Here is an 18,453-nt window from a genome sequence, read left to right as displayed (position 1 = left end):
TTATCGCTCGGCTCGCGGGCCGTTTGCGCGGCGACGCATGGGAAAGACGGCGTTTCTACGCCGCGATGCGACGCGTGGAACTACACCGCACCGGACGCGCACGCCGCGAACAACCATCGCCGAAACGCGGGTGCGGCGGGCGTCTCCGGCCGGGCCGGCGGACATACCAAGAAATACCCGCGCGGCGTCGTAACCGGCTCGTCGAACAACATCTCCAACTGGCCGCTTCGAATGAGTTCATCGACGAGCGGCAGCCAGCCGAGCGCGACGCCCTGGTGGGTGAGCGCAGCATGCATGACGAGCGCATAGCTGTTGAAGGTCGAACCGTGTTCGTCGGGCGGCGCGGATAAGCCATGCATCGCGAACCAGCCATTCCATCCGAGCCAACGTTCGGGCTCGGTGGGCTGCACGTGCAGCAGCGGTGCCGTGCGCAGGTCGGCTGGGGCGGCGATTTCCGGGTGCGCTCGGCGAAACGCGGGTGAGCAGACCGCAACGACTTGCTCCTGAAACAGCCGCGTTGCCGTGCATGGCGACCAATCTCCTTCGCCGAACGCGATCGCTACGTCCGCATGGTCGCGACGGGGATCGAACGCCGACTGCGAGGTCACCACTTTCACGGTGACATCGGGAAGCAGGCGCCTCAAATCCATCAAACGCGGCACGAGCCAGTAGGTCGCAAAACCCGCGTCGGTCAATATCGTCAATGCGCCTTTCGCACGTGCGGCGCGAATCTGCGTGACGGCATCGCGAATCGTTCCGAGGCTTTGACGTACGGCCTCGTAAAGACGCAGGCCCTCGACTGTGAGCGTCACACCGCGATGGCCGCGCTCGAACAGCGGCGTGCCAAGTTCCGCTTCCAACTGCACGATGCGCTGACTGACGGCCGGCTGCGTCGACCCGAGCTCGCGCGCCGCAGCCGTGAAGCTCGCCAGCCGAGCGGCGGACTCGAACACCGACAGCATTTGCAGCGGTGGCAAACGGTCTTGATCAGACATAAGCACGCCTTATGGGGCCATAAGAAACAGCTGTCTTCACACGCGAATTGTGGGTCGACATATTGAGGTCACGCGCTCCGGGCGCCGCCATCTTGCAGTGCAGCGGCGGCGCGGAACGACACGAAGCCCGTGGATGGCCCCCGGTTCCGATGAATCAACGCATTGTAAACACGAGTTCATGAAGCCCGACACAGGAAAAAATATCCTCGTTCTGATGGCCGATCAGATGACGCCGTCATCGCTGCGGTCTTACGGCAATGGCGTCTCGAAGACGCCCCGCATCGATGTGCTCGCCCGCAACGGCGTATCGTTCGATTCGGCCTATTGCGCGAGCCCGCTGTGCGCGCCCTCGCGCTTCGCTTTCATGGCCGGCAAGCTCGCGTCGAAGATCGGTGCTTACGATAACGCCGCGGAATTCCCCGCGCAAACGCTGACCTTCGCCCATTACCTGCGCGCCGAGGGCTATCGGACAGTGTTGTCGGGCAAGATGCATTTTTGCGGCCCTGATCAGCTGCACGGCTTCGAAGAACGGCTCACGACCGATATATATCCGGCCGACTTCGGCTGGGTGCCCGATTGGGAGCAGCCGCAAGTACGGCCGAGCTGGTACCACAACATGAGCTCCGTGCTCGATGCGGGTCCGTGCGTACGCACGAATCAGCTCGATTTCGACGACGAAGTCACGTTCACGGTCCGGCAAAAGCTCTACGACATCGCGCGGGAGCGGCAGGCCGGCACCGACGAGAGGCCGTTTTGCATCGTGGCCTCGCTCACGCATCCGCACGATCCTTATGCGATTCCCGAGCCATATTGGAATTTGTATCGCGACGACGAGATAGATTTGCCCCACACGACACTCGGCTTCGAAGAAAGCGACCCGCATTCGAAGCGGTTGCGTCATGTCTGCGAAAACGATCGAACGCCGCCGACCGAGCAACAGGTACGCAATGCGCGCCGGGCCTACTATGGCGCGCTCTCGTACGTCGATGCGCAATTCGGCGCAATGCTCGATGCGCTGGACGCGACGGGTATGGCCGACGACACCATCGTGATCGTGACGTCCGATCACGGCGATATGCTTGGCGAACGGGGCCTTTGGTACAAGATGACGTTCTTCGAGAACGCTGCGCGCGTACCGCTGATCGTGCATGCGCCGAAACACTTTCAGCCTCGGCGCGTGGCCGAATCGGTATCGACCATCGACCTGTTGCCCACGCTCGTCGAATTGGCCACGGGCAAGCGCGAGACGGCGTGGCCGGATGCCGTGGACGGCCGCAGCCTCGTGCCGCATTTGCGCGGCGATGGCGGCCATGACGAGACCTTCGGCGAATATCTGGCCGAAGGCGCGATCGCCCCGATCGTGATGATTCGGCGCGGCCGGTACAAGTTCATTCATACCCCGGTCGACCCCGATCAATTGTTCGACCTCGCGGCCGACCCGCGGGAGTTGAGCAATTTGGCGAGCGATCCTGCACATGCGCAGATCGTGGCCGAGTTTCGTGCCGAAGTGAGACAACGGTGGGACCTCGACACGCTGCATCGCGAGGTAGTCGCCAGCCAACGGCGACGGCGTTTCCATTACGCGGCGACGACGCGAGGGCGAATTCAATCATGGGACTGGCAACCGTTCAACGACGCGAGCCAGCGTTACATGCGCAATCACATCGAGCTCGACACGCTCGAAGCGATGGCGCGCTATCCGCGCGTGATGCGCGAATGAGGGGAGCGCGGCTCGCCGAAGCGAAATCGAACGAAGCGCACTGGACTGAACCGACTTGAACGAGCTGAAACCTACCACATGCTGACCGACTCTTGAGGAGCGAGAGATGACCCGAGACACCCACTCATGGCCCAGGCGCTTCCTGTCCGCGATCGTCATCGCGGTCGTTGCCGCGGCGGCGCCGGGGACGCGCGCGGCGGAGCCGAGCAGTTGCACACAGGTGCGCATGGCCGATCCGGGCTGGACCGATATCGACGCGACCAACGCCATCACCGGCGTTGTATTGAAAGCCCTCGGCTATCAACAGAGCGTGGCGAACTTATCCGTCCCGATCACATACGAAGGGCTGAAGAAAGGACAGGTCGATGTGTTCCTCGGCAACTGGATGCCGGCGCAAGGACCGCTCGTCAAACCCTTCGTCGATAGCCATGCCATCGACGTGCTGCATGCCAACTTGACCAACGCGAAGTTCACGCTGGCGGTGCCCGACTATGTCGCTGCCGCGGGCGTCCATTCGTTCGCCGATCTGGCGAAGTACAGCGACAAGTTCGGCGACAAGATCTACGGCATCGAGCCGGGTGCCCCCGCGAACCAGAACATCACGAAGATGATCGGCGACAAGGCGTTCGGTCTCGGCAATTGGACGCTGGTGGCCTCGAGCGAAACGGCGATGCTGACCCAGGTCGAGCGCGCCGTGCGCGACAAGCGTTGGATCGTATTTCTCGCTTGGGAGCCGCATCTGATGAATACGAAGTTTCATTTGACGTATTTGTCGGGCGGCGACGCGTACTTCGGACCGAACTATGGCGGCGCGACGGTGAATACGGTGACCCGTACCGGATTCTCCGATCAATGCACGAATCTGGGCCGGCTGTTCAAGCAGATGACGTTCAACGTGGACCTCGAAAATCGCATCATCGCAAACGTTCTGCAAAACAAGGTCAGCGTCAATACAGCGGCGCGCGAGGCGTTGAAGGCCGATCCCAAATTGCTTGGGCCATGGCTCGATGGCGTAACGACGGTGAGCGGCGCTAGCGGCCTGCAGGCGGTCAGCGGCGCATTGGCCGACCACTGACGCCACCACAGCGCAACCCAACACGACACAACACGACACAACACGACACAACGAGACCATCATCATGAAAGTATTTCGCGCGCCGATCCACTCGGGCGTGGCGCTGGCGCTCGCCAGTCTGCCCGCCGTGAGCCACGCCCAAAGCAGTGTCACGCTCTACGGCATTCTCGATGCCGGTGTCACTTATGTCAGCAACACCGGCGGTGCGCACGTCGTCAAGTTCGACGACGGCATTTCGTACGGAAACCGTTGGGGCATCAAAGGGAAGGAGGATTTAGGGAACGGCCTCGCCGCGGTATTCGCCCTCGAAAGCGGATTCAAGCTCGGCACGGGCAGGCTCACGTTCGGCGGCGCGCAGTTCGGACGGCAGGCATATGTCGGCCTTTCGAGTCCTTGGGGCACGGTGTCGTTCGGCGATCAACTCGACATGACCGAGGAGATGGTGTTTCTATATAACATCTCCGCGTGGGCGAGCGGCTATGCGATTCACCAGGGCGACTTCGACCGATTCAACGGGGACCGCTTGCCGAACTCGGTGAAGTTCATGTCGAACGACATCGACGGCTTCAAGTTCGGAGGCATGTGGTCGTTCGGGAACGTTGCGGGCAATTTCCATCAAGCTAGCGCGTACAGCCTCGGGGCGCATTATGCCCATGGCCCTTTTACTATGGGCGCTGCTTATACGCAGTTGAACAATCCGAACGGCATCTATGCGTTCGATCCTTACGCGATGATCGGCGCCCGTACGTTCCTGGGTAGGCCGACCGTCAGTGTCGACCCCGCGACGGGGGCGGTGACGGATCTCTACTCGAATACCGCGTTCGCAGTGGATAAGCAGGGCACGTTCGGTGTCGGCGCGAGCTATGCGCTCGGCCCGGTGACGCTGATGGGCAACTACTCCTATACGACGATCAAAGCGTTCGGGCAATCGTCGCATATGCAAGTCGGGGAGGGCGGCGCATCGTGGAGCGTGACGCCGGCATTCACCGTGGATGGCGGCTATCAGTACACGAACTTCGAGGGACACCACTGGAATCAGGTGTCCGCGGGACTGCATTATCTTCTGTCCAAGCGTACGGATATTTACATCTCAGGGGACTATTTGAAAGCCTCGAACGGGGTCGACGCCGTGATCGGGTATAGCTTCACGCCGTCGACCACCACGACCCAGGCCGATGTACGCATTGGCATGCGGCACTCGTTTTAATCGGGCTCCTCGTCGTACTTGGGCGGGCGTGTCTTCGGACGCGGCCCGCTGTTTTTTTTGCGTGGGCTGGGATATCGCGCTTTTGCCGCGATGCGACGGTGCGACGGTCCGACGGCCCGACGGTCACGCCGCACGGGGCCGAGAGGCGGTGGCGCCCCGGGACGAGCCGGGCCGCCCTGGGACATTCCCCGGCGTCATGGCAAACGCGCGTTCGTAGTGAACGAGCGGCAAACTTCACGTAGACTTCGCTAAATCTGCCGTTTGCTTGCTCGCCCGATAATGGCGGCGGTCCCAGCTCCCCTATGCAAGGAGGCCTCACGCATGCAATCAGTGCCATTCGTGGACAGCGGTGTCCTCGATCCGCGCGCAACCGCGCCCGTACGCGACCTGCGCCGTGTGCCCATCCATCCCGATTATTGGTATCCGCTTGCTTGGTCCAAGGAGGTCAAGCGCGGCAAAACGTATGGAACGCACTTCGCCGGCGAGCCCATCGTGCTCGTGCGGACTGAGTCCGGTGCGGTTTTTGCACTGGAAGACCGTTGCGCGCATCGACAGGTGCCGCTGCATGCGGGCGTCGTGAAAGGCGAATCGATTCGCTGCGGGTATCACGGTTGGACCTACGACTGCTCGGGCCAGTGCGTCGAGGTGCCCTATCTCGGGAAAGAGCGCTTGCCCAACGGCGTGCGCGCCTATCCGTGCCGCGAGGCTCATGGCCTGATCTTCGTGTTTCCAGGCGATGCGGCGCTGGCGCAAACGCGGCCGTTTCCTGCGTTGGCCTCGGTAGACGACAAGGCGTACAAGACGCGTCGTTTCGGCCGTGAGGTCAAGTGCCACTACTCGTTCATGCACGAGAACTTGATGGACATGAACCATCAGTTTCTGCATCGGCGGTTGATGGGCCAGATGCGCACGCGTTCGCTGGGGCGCCGGCGCGGCGAAGATTGGGTCGAGGTGGATTACACCTTTGCGCGAATGGAAGGCAAGCAGCCCGTTGGCGAGGCGCTCGTGTTCGGGGCGAGCAAGGCGCGGCGCGAGCAGGACAAGGATGTGATGACGATCCGCACCGGCTATCCGTATCAAACGCTGCAGATCCGTTCGCCGGAAGGCACCCTGGTCATGGATCTATGGATCGTGTATGTGCCGCTCGATGCGCAGCAGCGCACCAACCGGACGTTCGGGTTGCTGTCCATCCGCAAGCCCAGCCTGCCGTTCGTTCTCGACCTAGCCTGGCCGCTTTTGGTGTGGTTCACGGAAGGCATCTTCAAGGAAGACCGCTGGATCGTCGAACTCGAGCAGCAGGCCCATGACAAACAGGGCGCCGATTGGAATCACGAAGTCTTTCCGGTCATCAACGATTTGCGCGACGTGCTGCGCAACTGCGGGGGCGCCACCGTCATTCCGATTCGCCAGGTGGGCGACGTGGGGTGATTTTTTGCGTGGGTATAGCGTTGCGGTTCGAATGAAGCGGGTTCCGTCGGTTCAAGCCTGCGAATGCTTCCCGCGCTGCCCCGATCTTCCGTTTGAAGCTTCTTCCTGAAGCAGCCACTCGCGAAACGCCACGAGGGCGGGGTGATTTTGCACGCGCTCCGGGTACGTGAAGTAGTAGGAGCGCGAACTCGGCACCGGCTCGAACGGGCTGCAAAGTGACCCGTTCGCCAATTCGTCTTCCACGAGCATGCGCGGCACGAGCCCCACCCCAATTCCAGCAATGACCGCCTGAATCAGGTGCGAAGTCAATTCGAAGCTCGGTCCGAGCCGCAGCGCGTGATGCGGTAAGCCGAAATGAGCGCAACATTCACGCCAAGCGTCCGGGAAGCTGCCCACCCTAAGCAGCGTCGAGCCTTCGAGCATCGCGACGCTCGGGCCGACACGGCGTTCGCTCGTGGCCTTCGCACGCTTGGCGTTGCTCGGCCCACGACTTGCCGGCTTCAGCGTCGCAGGGCTCGTAATCAAAACCAATTCTTCCGGGTACAGCCGGTGTGCGATCACGTTGGGCCAGCGCCCGTCTCCCACCGTAATGGCCGCGTCGAGCGGTTGCGATGCGAAGTCGATCTCCTCGATGCGCGAGTGTAAATCGATCTGTAAATCCGGGTGCGCGCGATAAAGCTCGTGCAGCCTGGGCAAGAGCCACTTGGCGCCGAACGTAGGCAACGTCGCCACCCGCAGATGCTTGCCGAACGTTTCGGACGACAGCGCCTGTAACGTCGCGTTGCGAATCTGCGTCAACGCTGCCCCTATTTCAGCCATGTATGCGCGGCCGGCATCGGTCGTCATGATGCGCTTGCCTTCGCGCACGAACAACGCCACGCCCAGCATGGCTTCCAAGGTCGGCACTTGCCGGCTGACCGCGCTTTGAGTCAACGCCAATTCTTCGGCGGCGCGCGTGAAGCTTGCGTGTCGAGCCGAGGCTTCGAAGGCCAACAGGAGCGACATCGACGGGGTGAGCTTGCGGTAATTCATTCATAAACCTCATGAATATCCCAAGGAACTTCCGTTTGTGGAACGGCAGTTTGCGAAACAGAATGTCGTATCGACAGAAAATGCGCGTCGAGCTCAGATTCGGATCATGCGAAGTCTACATGGATCCGGGCACGGCCCGGCGACCGCCAAGCGCGAACCATGACGATCTCACGCCTTCCCATCGACGATACTCTGGCTACGCTCGATGCACGCTTCCTAGATGCGTTGCGGGCCGCGGGCTTCGAGGGAGACATCGACTGCAGTCAAGCACTGCGCACCGTGCTTGCAACGGACAACTCCATCTACCAGCGTTACCCGAAAGCCGCGCTGTTTCCCCGGCATGCGCACGATGTTCAGCGCATCGCAACGCTCTTGGGTCAGGAAGCATTTCGTGAAGTCGTGGTCGCTCCCCGAGGCGGCGGCACGGGCACGAATGGCCAATCGCTGACCGACGGGATCGTGGTGGACTTGTCCCGGCATATGAACCGGATTCTGGAGATCGATCCGCAATCGCGGACGGTACGTGTCGAGGCCGGCGTCGTAAAGGACCAACTCAACGCCGCGCTAAGGCCGCACGGGCTGTTCTTCGCACCGGAGTTGTCCACGTCCAATCGCGCCACGATCGGCGGCATGATCAGCACCGACGCGAGCGGCCAGGGCAGCTGCACCTATGGAAAGACGCGTGATCACGTGTTGGCGCTCGAATCGATTCTGATCGGCGGCGAGCGTCTAGCGAGCATGCCGGTCGACGCGACCCAATTGACGGAGCTTTGCGCTCGCAACGATGCGATAGGGCACGTGTACCGCGTCGCGCGAGAAATCGTGGAACGCGAAGCCGATGTGATCCGCGAGCGTTTTCCCGCATTGAACCGCTGCTTGACGGGCTACGACCTCGCGCATCTGTGCGAGGTCGGTGGCCGCTTCGACATCAACAGCGTGCTATGCGGTTCGGAGGGCACGCTGTGCTTCATCGTAGAAGCGACGCTGAACGTTCTTCCCATTCCCACGCACGCGGCGCTCGTCAATATCCGCTACGCGAGCTTCATGGATGCGCTGCGCGACGCGCGCGCGTTGATGAAGCACCGGCCGCTGTCGATCGAAACGGTGGATTCGACGGTATTGGCGCTTGCGCGTCGCGACATCGTATGGAGCAAAGCGGCGGAATTCTTCCCGGATGCGGAATCGGCAACCGACGATGCCGGTGGCATCAACATGGTCGAATTCACCGGCGACGAAGCCGAAGCGGTGCGCGCGCGCGTGTCGGCTTTTGTCGAGGCGATCCGCGAGGACGCCACCGCGCGTCGCCTGGCGATCACGGTCGCGGACGGCGAAGCGGCGATAGAGCGCGTCTACGCGATGAGAAAACGCGCTGTCGGCCTGCTCGGCAACGTCAGTGGCGCAAGCCGTCCGCAACCGTTCGTCGAAGATACCGCCGTCCCGCCCGAGAACCTGGCCGATTACATCGCCGAGTTTCGCGGCTTGCTCGACGGCTTCGGCCTGCGTTATGGCATGTTCGGACATGTCGATGCGGGCGTGCTGCATGTTAGGCCGGCGTTGGATATGCGCGATCCGCGGCAAGCCGCGTTGGTTCGGCCGATCTCGGATGCGGTTGCGGCGCTGACCATGAAGTACGGCGGCTTGCTATGGGGCGAACACGGCAAGGGCGTGCGCTCGGAATACGTGCCCGAGTATTTCGGTCCGTTGTATGCCGCCCTGCAACGGCTCAAGGCCGCATTCGATCCTCACGATCAACTCAATCCGGGCAAGATCGCGACCCCGGCCGGAAGCAGTGCGTCGCTGCTGCGCATCGATAAGGTGCCGATGCGCGGCGAAGCCGACCGGCGCATCGACGAGCGCGTGTGGCAGCGCAACGACGACGCCGTGCATTGCAACGGCAACGGCGCCTGCTACAACTTCGATCCCGACGACGCCATGTGTCCATCATGGAAGGCGACCCGCCAGCGAATTCATTCGCCGAAGGGGCGCGCATCGCTGATGCGCGAGTGGTTGCGCCTGCAAGGCGAGGCGGGCGCCGATCTGACGGCGGAGCCGACCGTGGCGGCGTTGCCTGTCCGAATAGCCAATAGCTTGCGCAAGCTGCGCGGGCAGAGCGACTTTTCGCACCAAGTGTACGACGCGATGGCCGGATGCTTGGCGTGCAAATCATGCGCGGCGCAATGCCCCGTGAAGGTCAACGTGCCGGAGTTTCGCGCGCGCTTTCTCGCCCACTACCACACGCGTTATGCGCGTTCGCTGCGCGACTACATGATCGGTTCGCTCGAATTCACGGTGCCCTACATCGCCGCGGCACCCGGCGGGAGCAAGCTCTACAACGTGCTCATCCAGGCTGCGCCGACGAAGGCGTTGCTGCGCGGCATGGCCGGTATCGTCGACAGCCCGTTGCTCAGCACGATTTCGTGGAAGGATGTATGCCGTCGATGGTCGCTCGAACCCGCTTCGCAAGAGGTGCTCGACGCACTGAGCGCGGCGGAACGCGCGCGCACCATCGTATTCGTTCAAGACGCCTTCACGCGCTTTTTCGAAACTCAGGTGGCTGCAGCATTCGTGGAACTCGCGGCACGGCTCGGTTATCGAGTGCTGCTCGCGCCCTACATGCCGAATGGAAAACCGCTGCATGTCCAGGGGTTTCTCGGTGCATTCGCTCGCGCGGCGCGCAAGAACGCGACGCGACTGGCTGCGCTCGCTCGGTTCGAGGTGCCGTTGATCGGCCTCGATCCGGCCATGACGCTCGTTTATCGACAGGAATATCGAAAAGTCGCGGGCGGCGATACGTGCCCACGTGTTTTGCTGCCGCAAGAATGGCTGGTCGGCGCGCTCGATGGGGTGAGGGCGGAGCGGGCGCACCTTGGGCGAAGAAGCTACCGAATGCTGCCGCATTGCACGGAGCGCACGAGCGAGCCGGCCGCTGCGGGATTATGGCGAGAGGTGTTCGCGCGCATAGGATCGTCGCTCACGATGCCTGCGAGCGGGTGTTGCGGCATGTCCGGCACCTACGGCCATGAGTTGCGCAATGTCGAAACGTCGAAGACGATCTTCGAGCAGTCGTGGGCGCGTCATGTAGACGAATGGGTGGCGCCGGGCGGTTCTGGCGCGCCGGCGGAGCCCGAACCGCCGGAACTGCTGGCGACGGGCTACTCATGCCGGTGCCAAGTGGCTCGCCTCCGAGGACGACGGGTTCGTCATCCGATCGAGGCATTGCTCGATTTCTTTCGGTGAGTTGTCCGTGAGCCGGCGTAGGAATCGACTATGCCATGTAGCACGAAAATGTAATAACATTGTTATATGTCGACCCGCCTTACGGCATAATATTATTATTACGGTGATATGATGAAAACCGCGATCCGCAGGATAGGCAACTCCCAAGGGGTGTTGATCCCAAAGCCGATTCTGGCGCAGTTAGGTCTGGAGAACGAGGTGGAAATGGAAGTCGAGAACGACGTGATTATCTTGCGTCGACCGCGGACGGCGGCCCGCGAAGGTTGGGCCGATGCGAGCAAGGCTATCGCTGAGGCCGGAGACGATGCGCTCGTGATGGGGGAATTCGGCAACGCAGATGACGCGGAGATAGCATGGTGAAGCGGGGCGATGTCTGGCTTGTCGCACTTGACCCTATGCTCGGCAGCGAAATACAAAAGACACGCCCATGCGTGGTTGTCTCTCCGCCGGAACTGCATGATCACCTGCGCACCGTAATCATTGCGCCCATGAGTTCAAAGGGGCGGCCGGCACCGTATCGAGTACCGGTGACGTTCAAGAGAAAGGCAGGGCTGATCTTGCTCGACCAGATCCGCACGGTGGACAAGGTGCGCTTGGTCAAGAAAGAGGGCGCGGTTGTGGAAAAAACCTTGACGGACACCCTGCGAACGTTGCAAGAAGTGTTCGCGGAATAAATAAGAAAGACGGTAGCAACGATGTTCGCAAGCCCGCGCCAAAGCAAAAAAGGCGAACCCGAAAGTTCGCCCGAAACGGCAGGCCCAGCATTATGCGACGCGCGGGACTCTGCCGAACAGACCGATGTCGTTATTGCGTCTTCGTCGTCGTATCGGTCTTGGTGTCGGCCTTGATATCGGTCTTCGTATCGGCCTTGGCGCCGGTCGTGGCATCCGCCTTTACATCCGCCTTCGTGCCGGCCTTAGCCGTCGTCGGTTGCTGATCGGCGCTGGTTGCCGTTTCCTTTTCGCTCTTCTTGCTGGCCTTGTGCGTGTGCGTCTTCTTCAGGTGCTTGGCCGTGTGCTTCGTCGCCGTCGTGCTTTTCTCTTGCGCCACACCGCCTTCGTTCGTCGCTTTGTCGGCCTTCGTCGCGTCAGGTTGCGCCTGCGTGCTTGCCTTCAAATTGGCTTGTCCAGCCTGCGCGGATGTAGTTGCGTTGATTCCCGGAGCCGAGGCCGGGGTCGCGGTTTGAGCGAAAGCCGTCGAAACGAGCAGGGCGGAAGCGAGGGCAGCGAACATCGTCTTCATGTGTGAACTCCTATTGGGGCGGCTGAGAAAATTCAGCGCTGCCGGTTTAACGCTAGGGCGACGACGCAAGTTGACCCTGCTCTGGTGACAAAACGTAAGCGCTGTGACGAAACCCTCGGAAGTGAGTAACGCGCTTTTAGGGCGGGTGCGCTATCCTTGCGCGTCGATCGGCAATTGCATAGCGAGGATCGCGTGGGCAAGACGAACAAGCATTGGAAGTGGCTAACGATCGCGTGTGCGGGCGCCACGCTAGCGTTGGCGGGATGCGACGACCATCAAGGCGACCAGGTCATGGGAAAACTCAGAGCTTTCTTGAATGCGATCAAGCCGGATGAAATGCTGCTGCGGGGTTTGACGCCCGGTCTCACGACCGAAGCTCAGATTCGCGAGCAAATGGGGCAGCCCGAAACCGAGCGCTTGCATGCGGACGGATCGAAACGGCTCGAATATCCGCGCGGCCCGCAAGGTACGACCACTTATATGGTGGATATCGATTCGCGGGGCAGGCTCGTCGCCGTCACACAAGTATTGACCGCCGAAAACTTCGCGAAGGTCCGCATGGGCATGTCGGCCGATGAAGTACGGCGGCTGCTCGGCAAACCGGGCGAGATCGCCGTGTATCGGCTCAAGCCGGAAACGGTGTGGAGTTGGAAGTGGCAAGAGGGTGGCCCGACCGGCGACGCATACTTCAACGTTCACTTCGACGCGTCGGGTGTCGTCTACACGACTTCGCGATCGGACATTATCAAGGGGCGTTGATCAAGCCGGCACGCGCACCCAACCCTCCATCAACACGCGCGCGCTGCGGCTCATGATCGCCTTTTTGACGACCCATTGGCCATCCACGAAGGCAGCTTGCGCGCCAACGCGCAACGTGCCGGACGGGTGCCCGAACCGAACCGCCTCGCGCTCGCTGCCGCCCGCGGCGAGATTGACGAGCGTGCCCGGAATCGCCGCGGCGGTGCCGATCGCGACGGCCGCCGTGCCCATCATCGCGTGATGAAGTTTGCCCATCGACATCGCGCGCACGAGTAGATCGACATCACCGGCCCGTACCGCTTTGCCGCTCGACGCCACGTAATCCGTAGGCGGCGCGACGAAGGCGATCTTCGGCGTATGCTGGCGCTTCGCGATTTCATCGACCTGTGCGACGAGCCCCATGCGCAGGGCGCCGTACGCGCGAATCGTCTCGAACATCGCGAGCGCCTTTTCGTCGCCGTTGATGGCCTCTTGCAGTTCGGTGCCGTGGTAGCCGATCGCCCGCGCATCGACGAAAATCGTGGGGATGCCCGCGTTGATCATCGTCGCCTTGAGCGTGCCGATGCCGGGCACGTCCAGATCGTCCACGACGTTGCCCGTCGGGAACATCGCGCCGCCCGCGCCATCCTCGTCGGCGGCCGGGTCCATGAACTCGAGCGCGATCTCGGCCGCGGGGAACGTCACGCCGTCCAGCTCGAAATCGCCCGTCTCCTGCACCGCGCCATCGGTCATCGGCACATGGGCGACGATCGTTTTGCCGATATTGGCTTGCCAGATTCGCACGGTAGCCATGCCGTTGCGAGGCAGGCGCGCGGCGTCGATGAGTCCGCTCGCAATCGCGAAGGGTCCCACGGCGGCCGACAGGTTGCCGCAGTTGCCGCTCCAATCGACGAATGCCTTGTCGATTGCTACCTGCCCGAACAAATAGTCGATGTCGTGACCGGGCCGTGTGCTGGGCGAAACGATGACCGTTTTGCTCGTGCTGGAGGTCGCGCCGCCCATGCCGTCGATCTGCTTGCCGTAAGGATCGGGGCTGCCGATCACGCGCATGAGCAGGGCGTCGCGCGCTGCACCGGGTGTTTGCGCCGGTGCGGGCAGATCTTGCAGACGGAAGAACACGCCTTTGCTCGTGCCGCCGCGCATGTACACGGCGGGGATCTTGATTTGAGGTAGGTGGGCCATTCGTTAGTCTTCCTTACTGATGCTGCTCATGCCGCCATCGACGATTCGAGAAAATCTTGCGCGAAGCGTTGCAGCACGCCGCCGGCTTCGTAGATCGAGACTTCTTCTGCCGTGTCGAGCCGGCAGGTGACCGGCACCGTGACACGCTCGCCGTTCTTGCGTGTGATGACGAGCGTTAGCTCGGCGCGCGGCGTGCGTTCGCCGCTCACATCGAACGTCTCCGTGCCGTCGATCCCGAGCGTCGTTCGCGTCGTGCCCGGCTTGAACTCGAGCGGCAGCACGCCCATGCCGACGAGGTTCGTGCGGTGAATGCGCTCGAATCCTTCCGCGACGATCGCCTCCACGCCGGCAAGGCGCACGCCCTTGGCCGCCCAATCGCGCGAGGAGCCTTGGCCGTAGTCTGCGCCTGCGATGATGATGAGCGGCTGCTTGCGCTTCATGTAGGTTTCGATTGCTTCCCACATGCGCGTGATGCGGCCCTCCGGTTCGATGCGCGCGAGCGAACCGGTCTTCACTTGGCCGTTCTCGACGACCATTTCGTTCTTCAGCGTGGGATTGGCGAACGTTGCGCGCTGCGCCGTGAGGTGATCGCCGCGGTGGGTGGCGTACGAGTTGAAATCTTCCTCCGGCAAGCCCATTTTTTCGAGGTACTCGCCTGCGGCGCTGTTGCGCATGATCGCGTTGGACGGCGAGATATGATCGGTCGTGATGTTGTCGCCGAGCACCGCCAGCGCGCGCATGCCCTCGAGCGTGCGCTCACCGGCGAGCGCCCCCTCCCAATACGGGGGGCGGCGAATGTAAGTGCTCTGCGCCCGCCATGCGTAGAGCGGCTGCGCCTGTTCCGAACGCTGCGCGGCAAGGGCGAACATCGGCTCGTAGACGCGCCGGAACTGCTCGGGCTTCACGCTCGATGCGACGAAGGCGTCGATCTCCTCGTCGGTCGGCCAGAGGTCCTTGAGCGTAACCGGCTTGCCGTCGCGATCGACGCCGAGCGCGTCTTTCTCGATGTCGAAGCGAATCGTCCCGGCGATCGCGTAGGCCACGACGAGCGGCGGCGAAGCGAGGAACGCTTGCTTCGCGTACGGGTGAATGCGGCCGTCGAAGTTGCGATTGCCCGACAGCACGGCCGTGGCGTAGAGATCGCGCTCGACGATCTCCTGTTGAATCTTCGGATCGAGCGCGCCCGACATGCCGTTGCAGGACGTGCACGCATAGGCGACCACGCCGAAGCCGAGCTGCTCGAGTTCCGGCAGCAGCCCGGCCTCGTCGAGATAGAGCGTCACGGCTTTCGATCCCGGTGCGAGCGAGGTCTTGACCCACGGCTTGCGCACGAGCCCTAGACGATTGGCATTGCGCGCGAGCAGGCCCGCCGCAATCATGTTGCGCGGATTGTTGGTGTTGGTGCAGCTCGTGATCGCGGCGATGATGACCGCGCCGTCCGGCATTTTGCCAGGCTCGTTTTCGACCTTGCCGCTGATGCCGCGAGCCGCCAACTCGGTGGTCGGCACGCGGCGGTGCGGGTTCGACGGTCCCGCGATGTTGCGAGTGACGCTCGAAAGGTCGAAGCGCAGGACGCGTTCGTATTGCGCGTGCGTGAGCGTATCGGCCCACAGCCCGGCTTCCTTGGCATACGTTTCGACCAGCTTGACGAGTGCGTCGTCCCGGCCCGTGAGCTTCAGGTAGCGGATCGTCTGCTCGTCGATGTAGAACATCGCGGCGGTCGCGCCGAATTCGGGCGCCATGTTCGAGATGGTCGCGCGGTCGCCCAGCGTGAGCCGCGATGCGCCTTCGCCATAAAATTCGAGGTATGCCGATACGACCTTCTCCTTGCGCAGGAACTCGGTCAAGGCCAGCACGATGTCGGTTGCCGTGATGCCGGGTTGGCGCGCGCCTGTCAGCTCCACCCCGACGATGTCGGGCAGGCGCATCCACGATGCGCGGCCGAGCATCACGCTCTCCGCTTCGAGGCCGCCCACGCCCACGGCGATGACGCCGAGCGCATCGACCATCGGCGTATGCGAATCGGTGCCCACCAGCGTGTCGGGAAACGCGACGCCGTCGCGAACCTGGATGACCGGGCTCATGCGCTCCAGGTTGATTTGATGCAAGATGCCGTTGCCCGGAGGAATCACGTCGACGTTCTTGAACGCTTTCTTCGTCCAATCGATGAAGTGAAAGCGGTCTTCGTTGCGGCGGTCTTCGATGGCGCGGTTCTTCGCAAAAGCATCCTTGTCGAAGCCGCCGCATTCGACGGCGAGCGAATGATCGACGACGAGTTGCGTAGGCACGACGGGGTTGACCAAAGCGGGATCGCCGCCGCGTTCGGCGATGGCGTCGCGCAGGCCCGCGAGATCGACGAAGGCGGTTTGGCCGAGGATGTCATGGCACACCACGCGCGCGGGGAACCACGGGAAGTCGAGGTCGCGCTTGCGCTCGATCAGTTGCTTGAGCGCATCCGTGAGCAGCGACGGCTCGCAGCGGCGCACGAGGTTCTCGGCGAACACGCGGGACGTGTAGGGCAGCGTGTCGTAAGCGCCTTTCTCGATCGCTTCGATGGCCGAGCGTGCGTCGAAATAGTCGAGCCCGGCGCCGGGCAATGCTTTGCGGTAGTCGGTATTCATAGCGTATGAGGCGAAGTTGCGCCGGGCGCGCCGCGATCGATTCGTGATCGATCGCGATGAGCCGGCCGCGGAAACGGTTAGTGAAAGCGGAGAAACGTCATACGTCGATCGCCGACACGGATTTGGCGAGTTTGCGCAGCTCGAACTTCTGGATCTTGCCGGTCGACGTCTTCGGCAATTCGACGAACTCGATCGCGCGCGGCACTTTGAAACCGGCTAGATGCACCTTGCAATGCGCGATCAAATCGGCGGCGCTCGCCGTTGCGCCCGCTTTGAGCTCGACGAACGCGCACGGCGTTTCGCCCCAGCGCGGATCGGGCTTGGCGACGACGGCTGCGGCCAGCACGGCCGGGTGCCGATAGAGCACGTCTTCGATCTCGATGCTCGAGATGTTTTCGCCGCCCGAAATAATGATGTCTTTGCTGCGGTCTTTGATGCGCACGTAGCCGTCGGGATACGCCACGCCCAAGTCGCCCGTGTGAAACCAGCCGCCGCGAAAGGCTTCTTCGGTGGCGGTGGCATTCTTCAAATAGCCCTTCATCGTGATGTTGCCGCGGAACATGATCTCGCCGATGGTTTCGCCGTCGGCGGGCACGGGCTTCATGGTCTCCGGGTCCAACACTGCGCAGCCGTCTTGCAAGTGATAGCGCACGCCCTGACGCGCGTTCAAACGCGCGCGCTCGCCGATGTCCAGCGTGCTCCATTCCTCTTGCTGCGGACAGACGGAGGCCGGCCCGTAGACCTCGGTCAGACCGTACACGTGCGTCAGTTCGAAGCCGAGCCGCTCCAAGCTTTCGATCAACGCGGCGGGCGGCGCGGCGCCGGCTACCATCGCGTGGACCCGGTGAGCGATGCCGCCTTTCAATTCGTCGGGCGCATTCACGAGCATGTTGTGAACGATCGGCGCGCCGCAGTAATGTGTGACGCGCTCGGCGCGAATGAGATCGAAGATCGTCTTCGCGTCGACTTTGCGCAGGCAAACGTTGACTCCCGCGCGCGCAGCGACGGCCCAGGGAAAGGTCCATCCGTTGCAATGAAACAGCGGCAATGTCCACAGATAGACGGCATGCTTGGGCATGTCCCATTCGAGGATGTTGCTGATTGCCGCGGTGTAGGCGCCCCGATGGTGATAGACGACGCCTTTGGGATTGCCCGTGGTGCCCGACGTGTAGTTCAGGCTGATCGCGTTCCATTCATCGTCCGGCGGTTGCCAAGCGTATTGCGGATCGCCGCTATCGAGCAGCGCTTCGTATTCGATCTGTCCAATGCGCTCGCCCGGCCCCGTGTAGAGCGGATCGTCGACGTCGACCACGAAGATGGGCCGCTCCACGGCCGGCAGCACGGAGCGCATGAGGTCGGCGAACTCGCGATCGACGAGCAAGGCCTTCGCTTCGCCGTGATTGAGCATGAAGGCTAGGGTCGCGGCGTCCAGGCGGGTATTGAGCGTGTTGAGCACCGCGCCGATCATCGGTACCCCAAAATGGGCCTCGATCATGGCGGGTGTATTGGGCAGCATCGCGGCCACGGTGTCGCCCGCGCCGATCCCGCGTGCCGCGAGCGCCGAAGCGAGGCGCCGCGTGCGTGCGTACGTTTCCTGCCACGTTCGGCGAATCTGGCCGTGTACGACGGCCAGGCGCGTCGGGTAGACGCTTGCCGCGCGCTCGATGAAGCTGAGCGGCGTCAGCGCGGTGTAGTTTGCCGTGGTTTTGCCAAGGCCTGCTTCGAACATGTCTGTGCTCATGATTGTCTCCCCACCTCTCCCATGGTGCTGCGTAGGCCCGCGTCGAACGCGCGGGCCGCACTTGCGATCAGCGTTTGCCGATCGGTGCAAACTTCAGATTTTCGGGTCCCGTGTAGTTCGCGCTCGGCCGGATGATCTTGTTGTCGACGCGCTGCTCGATGATGTGCGCGCTCCAGCCCGAGGTGCGCGAGATGACGAACAGCGGCGTGAACAT

At 62.5% G+C, this 18,453-nt stretch carries 15 protein-coding genes; 8 read left to right on the top strand and 7 right to left on the bottom strand.

The window, feature by feature from the left end; genetic code table 11:
- Nucleotides 1-80: 80 nt before the first annotated feature.
- Nucleotides 81-995 carry a choline sulfate utilization transcriptional regulator gene (locus QQS38_RS24370; RefSeq protein WP_479647915.1) on the bottom strand — a complete coding sequence of 305 codons (915 nt, stop codon included), beginning with the start codon at nucleotides 993-995 and terminating at the stop codon, nucleotides 81-83.
- Between the two features lie 178 nt (nucleotides 996-1,173).
- Between QQS38_RS24370 and betC the strand changes: the two genes are divergently transcribed.
- The 4 genes from betC (at nucleotide 1,174) to QQS38_RS24350 (ending at nucleotide 6,425) form a co-directional block, all read left to right on the top strand.
- On the top strand, nucleotides 1,174-2,715 hold the full coding sequence (gene betC / locus QQS38_RS24365; protein WP_479647914.1) for a choline-sulfatase: 1,542 nt from the start codon (nucleotides 1,174-1,176) through the stop codon (nucleotides 2,713-2,715).
- Nucleotides 2,716-2,821: 106 nt separating this feature from the next.
- Nucleotides 2,822-3,790: a choline ABC transporter substrate-binding protein gene (gene choX / locus QQS38_RS24360; protein ID WP_479647913.1), complete on the top strand. Its 969-nt coding sequence runs from the start codon at nucleotides 2,822-2,824 to the stop codon at nucleotides 3,788-3,790.
- A 64-nt stretch (nucleotides 3,791-3,854) separates the two neighbouring features.
- Nucleotides 3,855-4,997, top strand: coding sequence for a porin (locus tag QQS38_RS24355; protein ID WP_479647912.1), 1,143 nt, complete (start codon nucleotides 3,855-3,857; stop codon nucleotides 4,995-4,997).
- 321 nt (nucleotides 4,998-5,318) lie between these two features.
- Nucleotides 5,319-6,425, top strand: coding sequence for a Rieske 2Fe-2S domain-containing protein (locus QQS38_RS24350; RefSeq protein ID WP_479647911.1), 1,107 nt, complete (start codon nucleotides 5,319-5,321; stop codon nucleotides 6,423-6,425).
- Between the two features lie 51 nt (nucleotides 6,426-6,476).
- On the opposite strand, the gene QQS38_RS24345 is transcribed toward QQS38_RS24350, so the two are convergent.
- Complete coding sequence (locus QQS38_RS24345; RefSeq protein ID WP_479647910.1) at nucleotides 6,477-7,457, bottom strand: LysR substrate-binding domain-containing protein; 981 nt, start codon at nucleotides 7,455-7,457, stop codon at nucleotides 6,477-6,479.
- A gap of 159 nt (nucleotides 7,458-7,616) precedes the next feature.
- Here QQS38_RS24345 and ydiJ point away from each other — a divergent pair, with 159 nt between their 5' ends.
- The 3 genes from ydiJ to QQS38_RS24330 all read left to right on the top strand — a co-directional run bounded on the left by ydiJ (nucleotide 7,617) and on the right by QQS38_RS24330 (nucleotide 11,368).
- Nucleotides 7,617-10,694 carry a D-2-hydroxyglutarate dehydrogenase YdiJ gene (gene ydiJ, locus QQS38_RS24340; RefSeq protein ID WP_479647909.1) on the top strand — a complete coding sequence of 1,026 codons (3,078 nt, stop codon included), beginning with the start codon at nucleotides 7,617-7,619 and terminating at the stop codon, nucleotides 10,692-10,694.
- Nucleotides 10,695-10,805: 111 nt separating this feature from the next.
- Nucleotides 10,806-11,054 (top strand): AbrB/MazE/SpoVT family DNA-binding domain-containing protein, encoded by a 249-nt coding sequence (locus QQS38_RS24335; RefSeq protein WP_479647908.1) that lies wholly within the window; start codon nucleotides 10,806-10,808, stop codon nucleotides 11,052-11,054.
- The gene (locus tag QQS38_RS24330; RefSeq protein ID WP_479647907.1) at nucleotides 11,048-11,368 is read left to right on the top strand and encodes a type II toxin-antitoxin system PemK/MazF family toxin; all 321 of its coding nucleotides are present in this window, start codon (nucleotides 11,048-11,050) and stop codon (nucleotides 11,366-11,368) included. Before QQS38_RS24335 ends, QQS38_RS24330 begins: the two co-directional genes overlap by 7 nt.
- Before the next feature lie 130 nt (nucleotides 11,369-11,498).
- Here the strand turns inward: QQS38_RS24330 and QQS38_RS24325 are convergent, their stop codons facing one another.
- Nucleotides 11,499-11,936 carry a hypothetical protein gene (locus QQS38_RS24325; protein WP_479647906.1) on the bottom strand — a complete coding sequence of 146 codons (438 nt, stop codon included), beginning with the start codon at nucleotides 11,934-11,936 and terminating at the stop codon, nucleotides 11,499-11,501.
- 291 nt (nucleotides 11,937-12,227) lie between these two features.
- On the opposite strand from QQS38_RS24325, the gene QQS38_RS24320 reads away from it, so the two are divergent.
- Complete coding sequence (locus tag QQS38_RS24320) at nucleotides 12,228-12,695, top strand: hypothetical protein (RefSeq protein WP_479647954.1); 468 nt, start codon at nucleotides 12,228-12,230, stop codon at nucleotides 12,693-12,695.
- On the opposite strand, the gene prpF is transcribed toward QQS38_RS24320, so the two are convergent.
- The 4 genes from prpF to QQS38_RS24300 form a co-directional block, all read right to left on the bottom strand.
- On the bottom strand, nucleotides 12,696-13,877 hold the full coding sequence (prpF, locus tag QQS38_RS24315) for a 2-methylaconitate cis-trans isomerase PrpF (RefSeq protein ID WP_479647905.1): 1,182 nt from the start codon (nucleotides 13,875-13,877) through the stop codon (nucleotides 12,696-12,698).
- Nucleotides 13,878-13,903: 26 nt separating this feature from the next.
- The gene (gene acnD / locus QQS38_RS24310; RefSeq protein WP_479647904.1) at nucleotides 13,904-16,498 is read right to left on the bottom strand and encodes a Fe/S-dependent 2-methylisocitrate dehydratase AcnD; all 2,595 of its coding nucleotides are present in this window, start codon (nucleotides 16,496-16,498) and stop codon (nucleotides 13,904-13,906) included.
- Between the two features lie 97 nt (nucleotides 16,499-16,595).
- Nucleotides 16,596-18,239: an acyl-CoA synthetase gene (locus tag QQS38_RS24305; RefSeq protein ID WP_479647903.1), complete on the bottom strand. Its 1,644-nt coding sequence runs from the start codon at nucleotides 18,237-18,239 to the stop codon at nucleotides 16,596-16,598.
- 67 nt (nucleotides 18,240-18,306) lie between these two features.
- Nucleotides 18,307-18,453 (bottom strand): citrate/2-methylcitrate synthase (locus QQS38_RS24300; protein WP_479647953.1); only part of this gene is annotated, 147 nt, incomplete at its 5' end.

The organism is Trinickia sp. Z7, from assembly GCF_056498045.1.
This window is presented reverse-complemented; position numbering and strand designations above follow the sequence as displayed.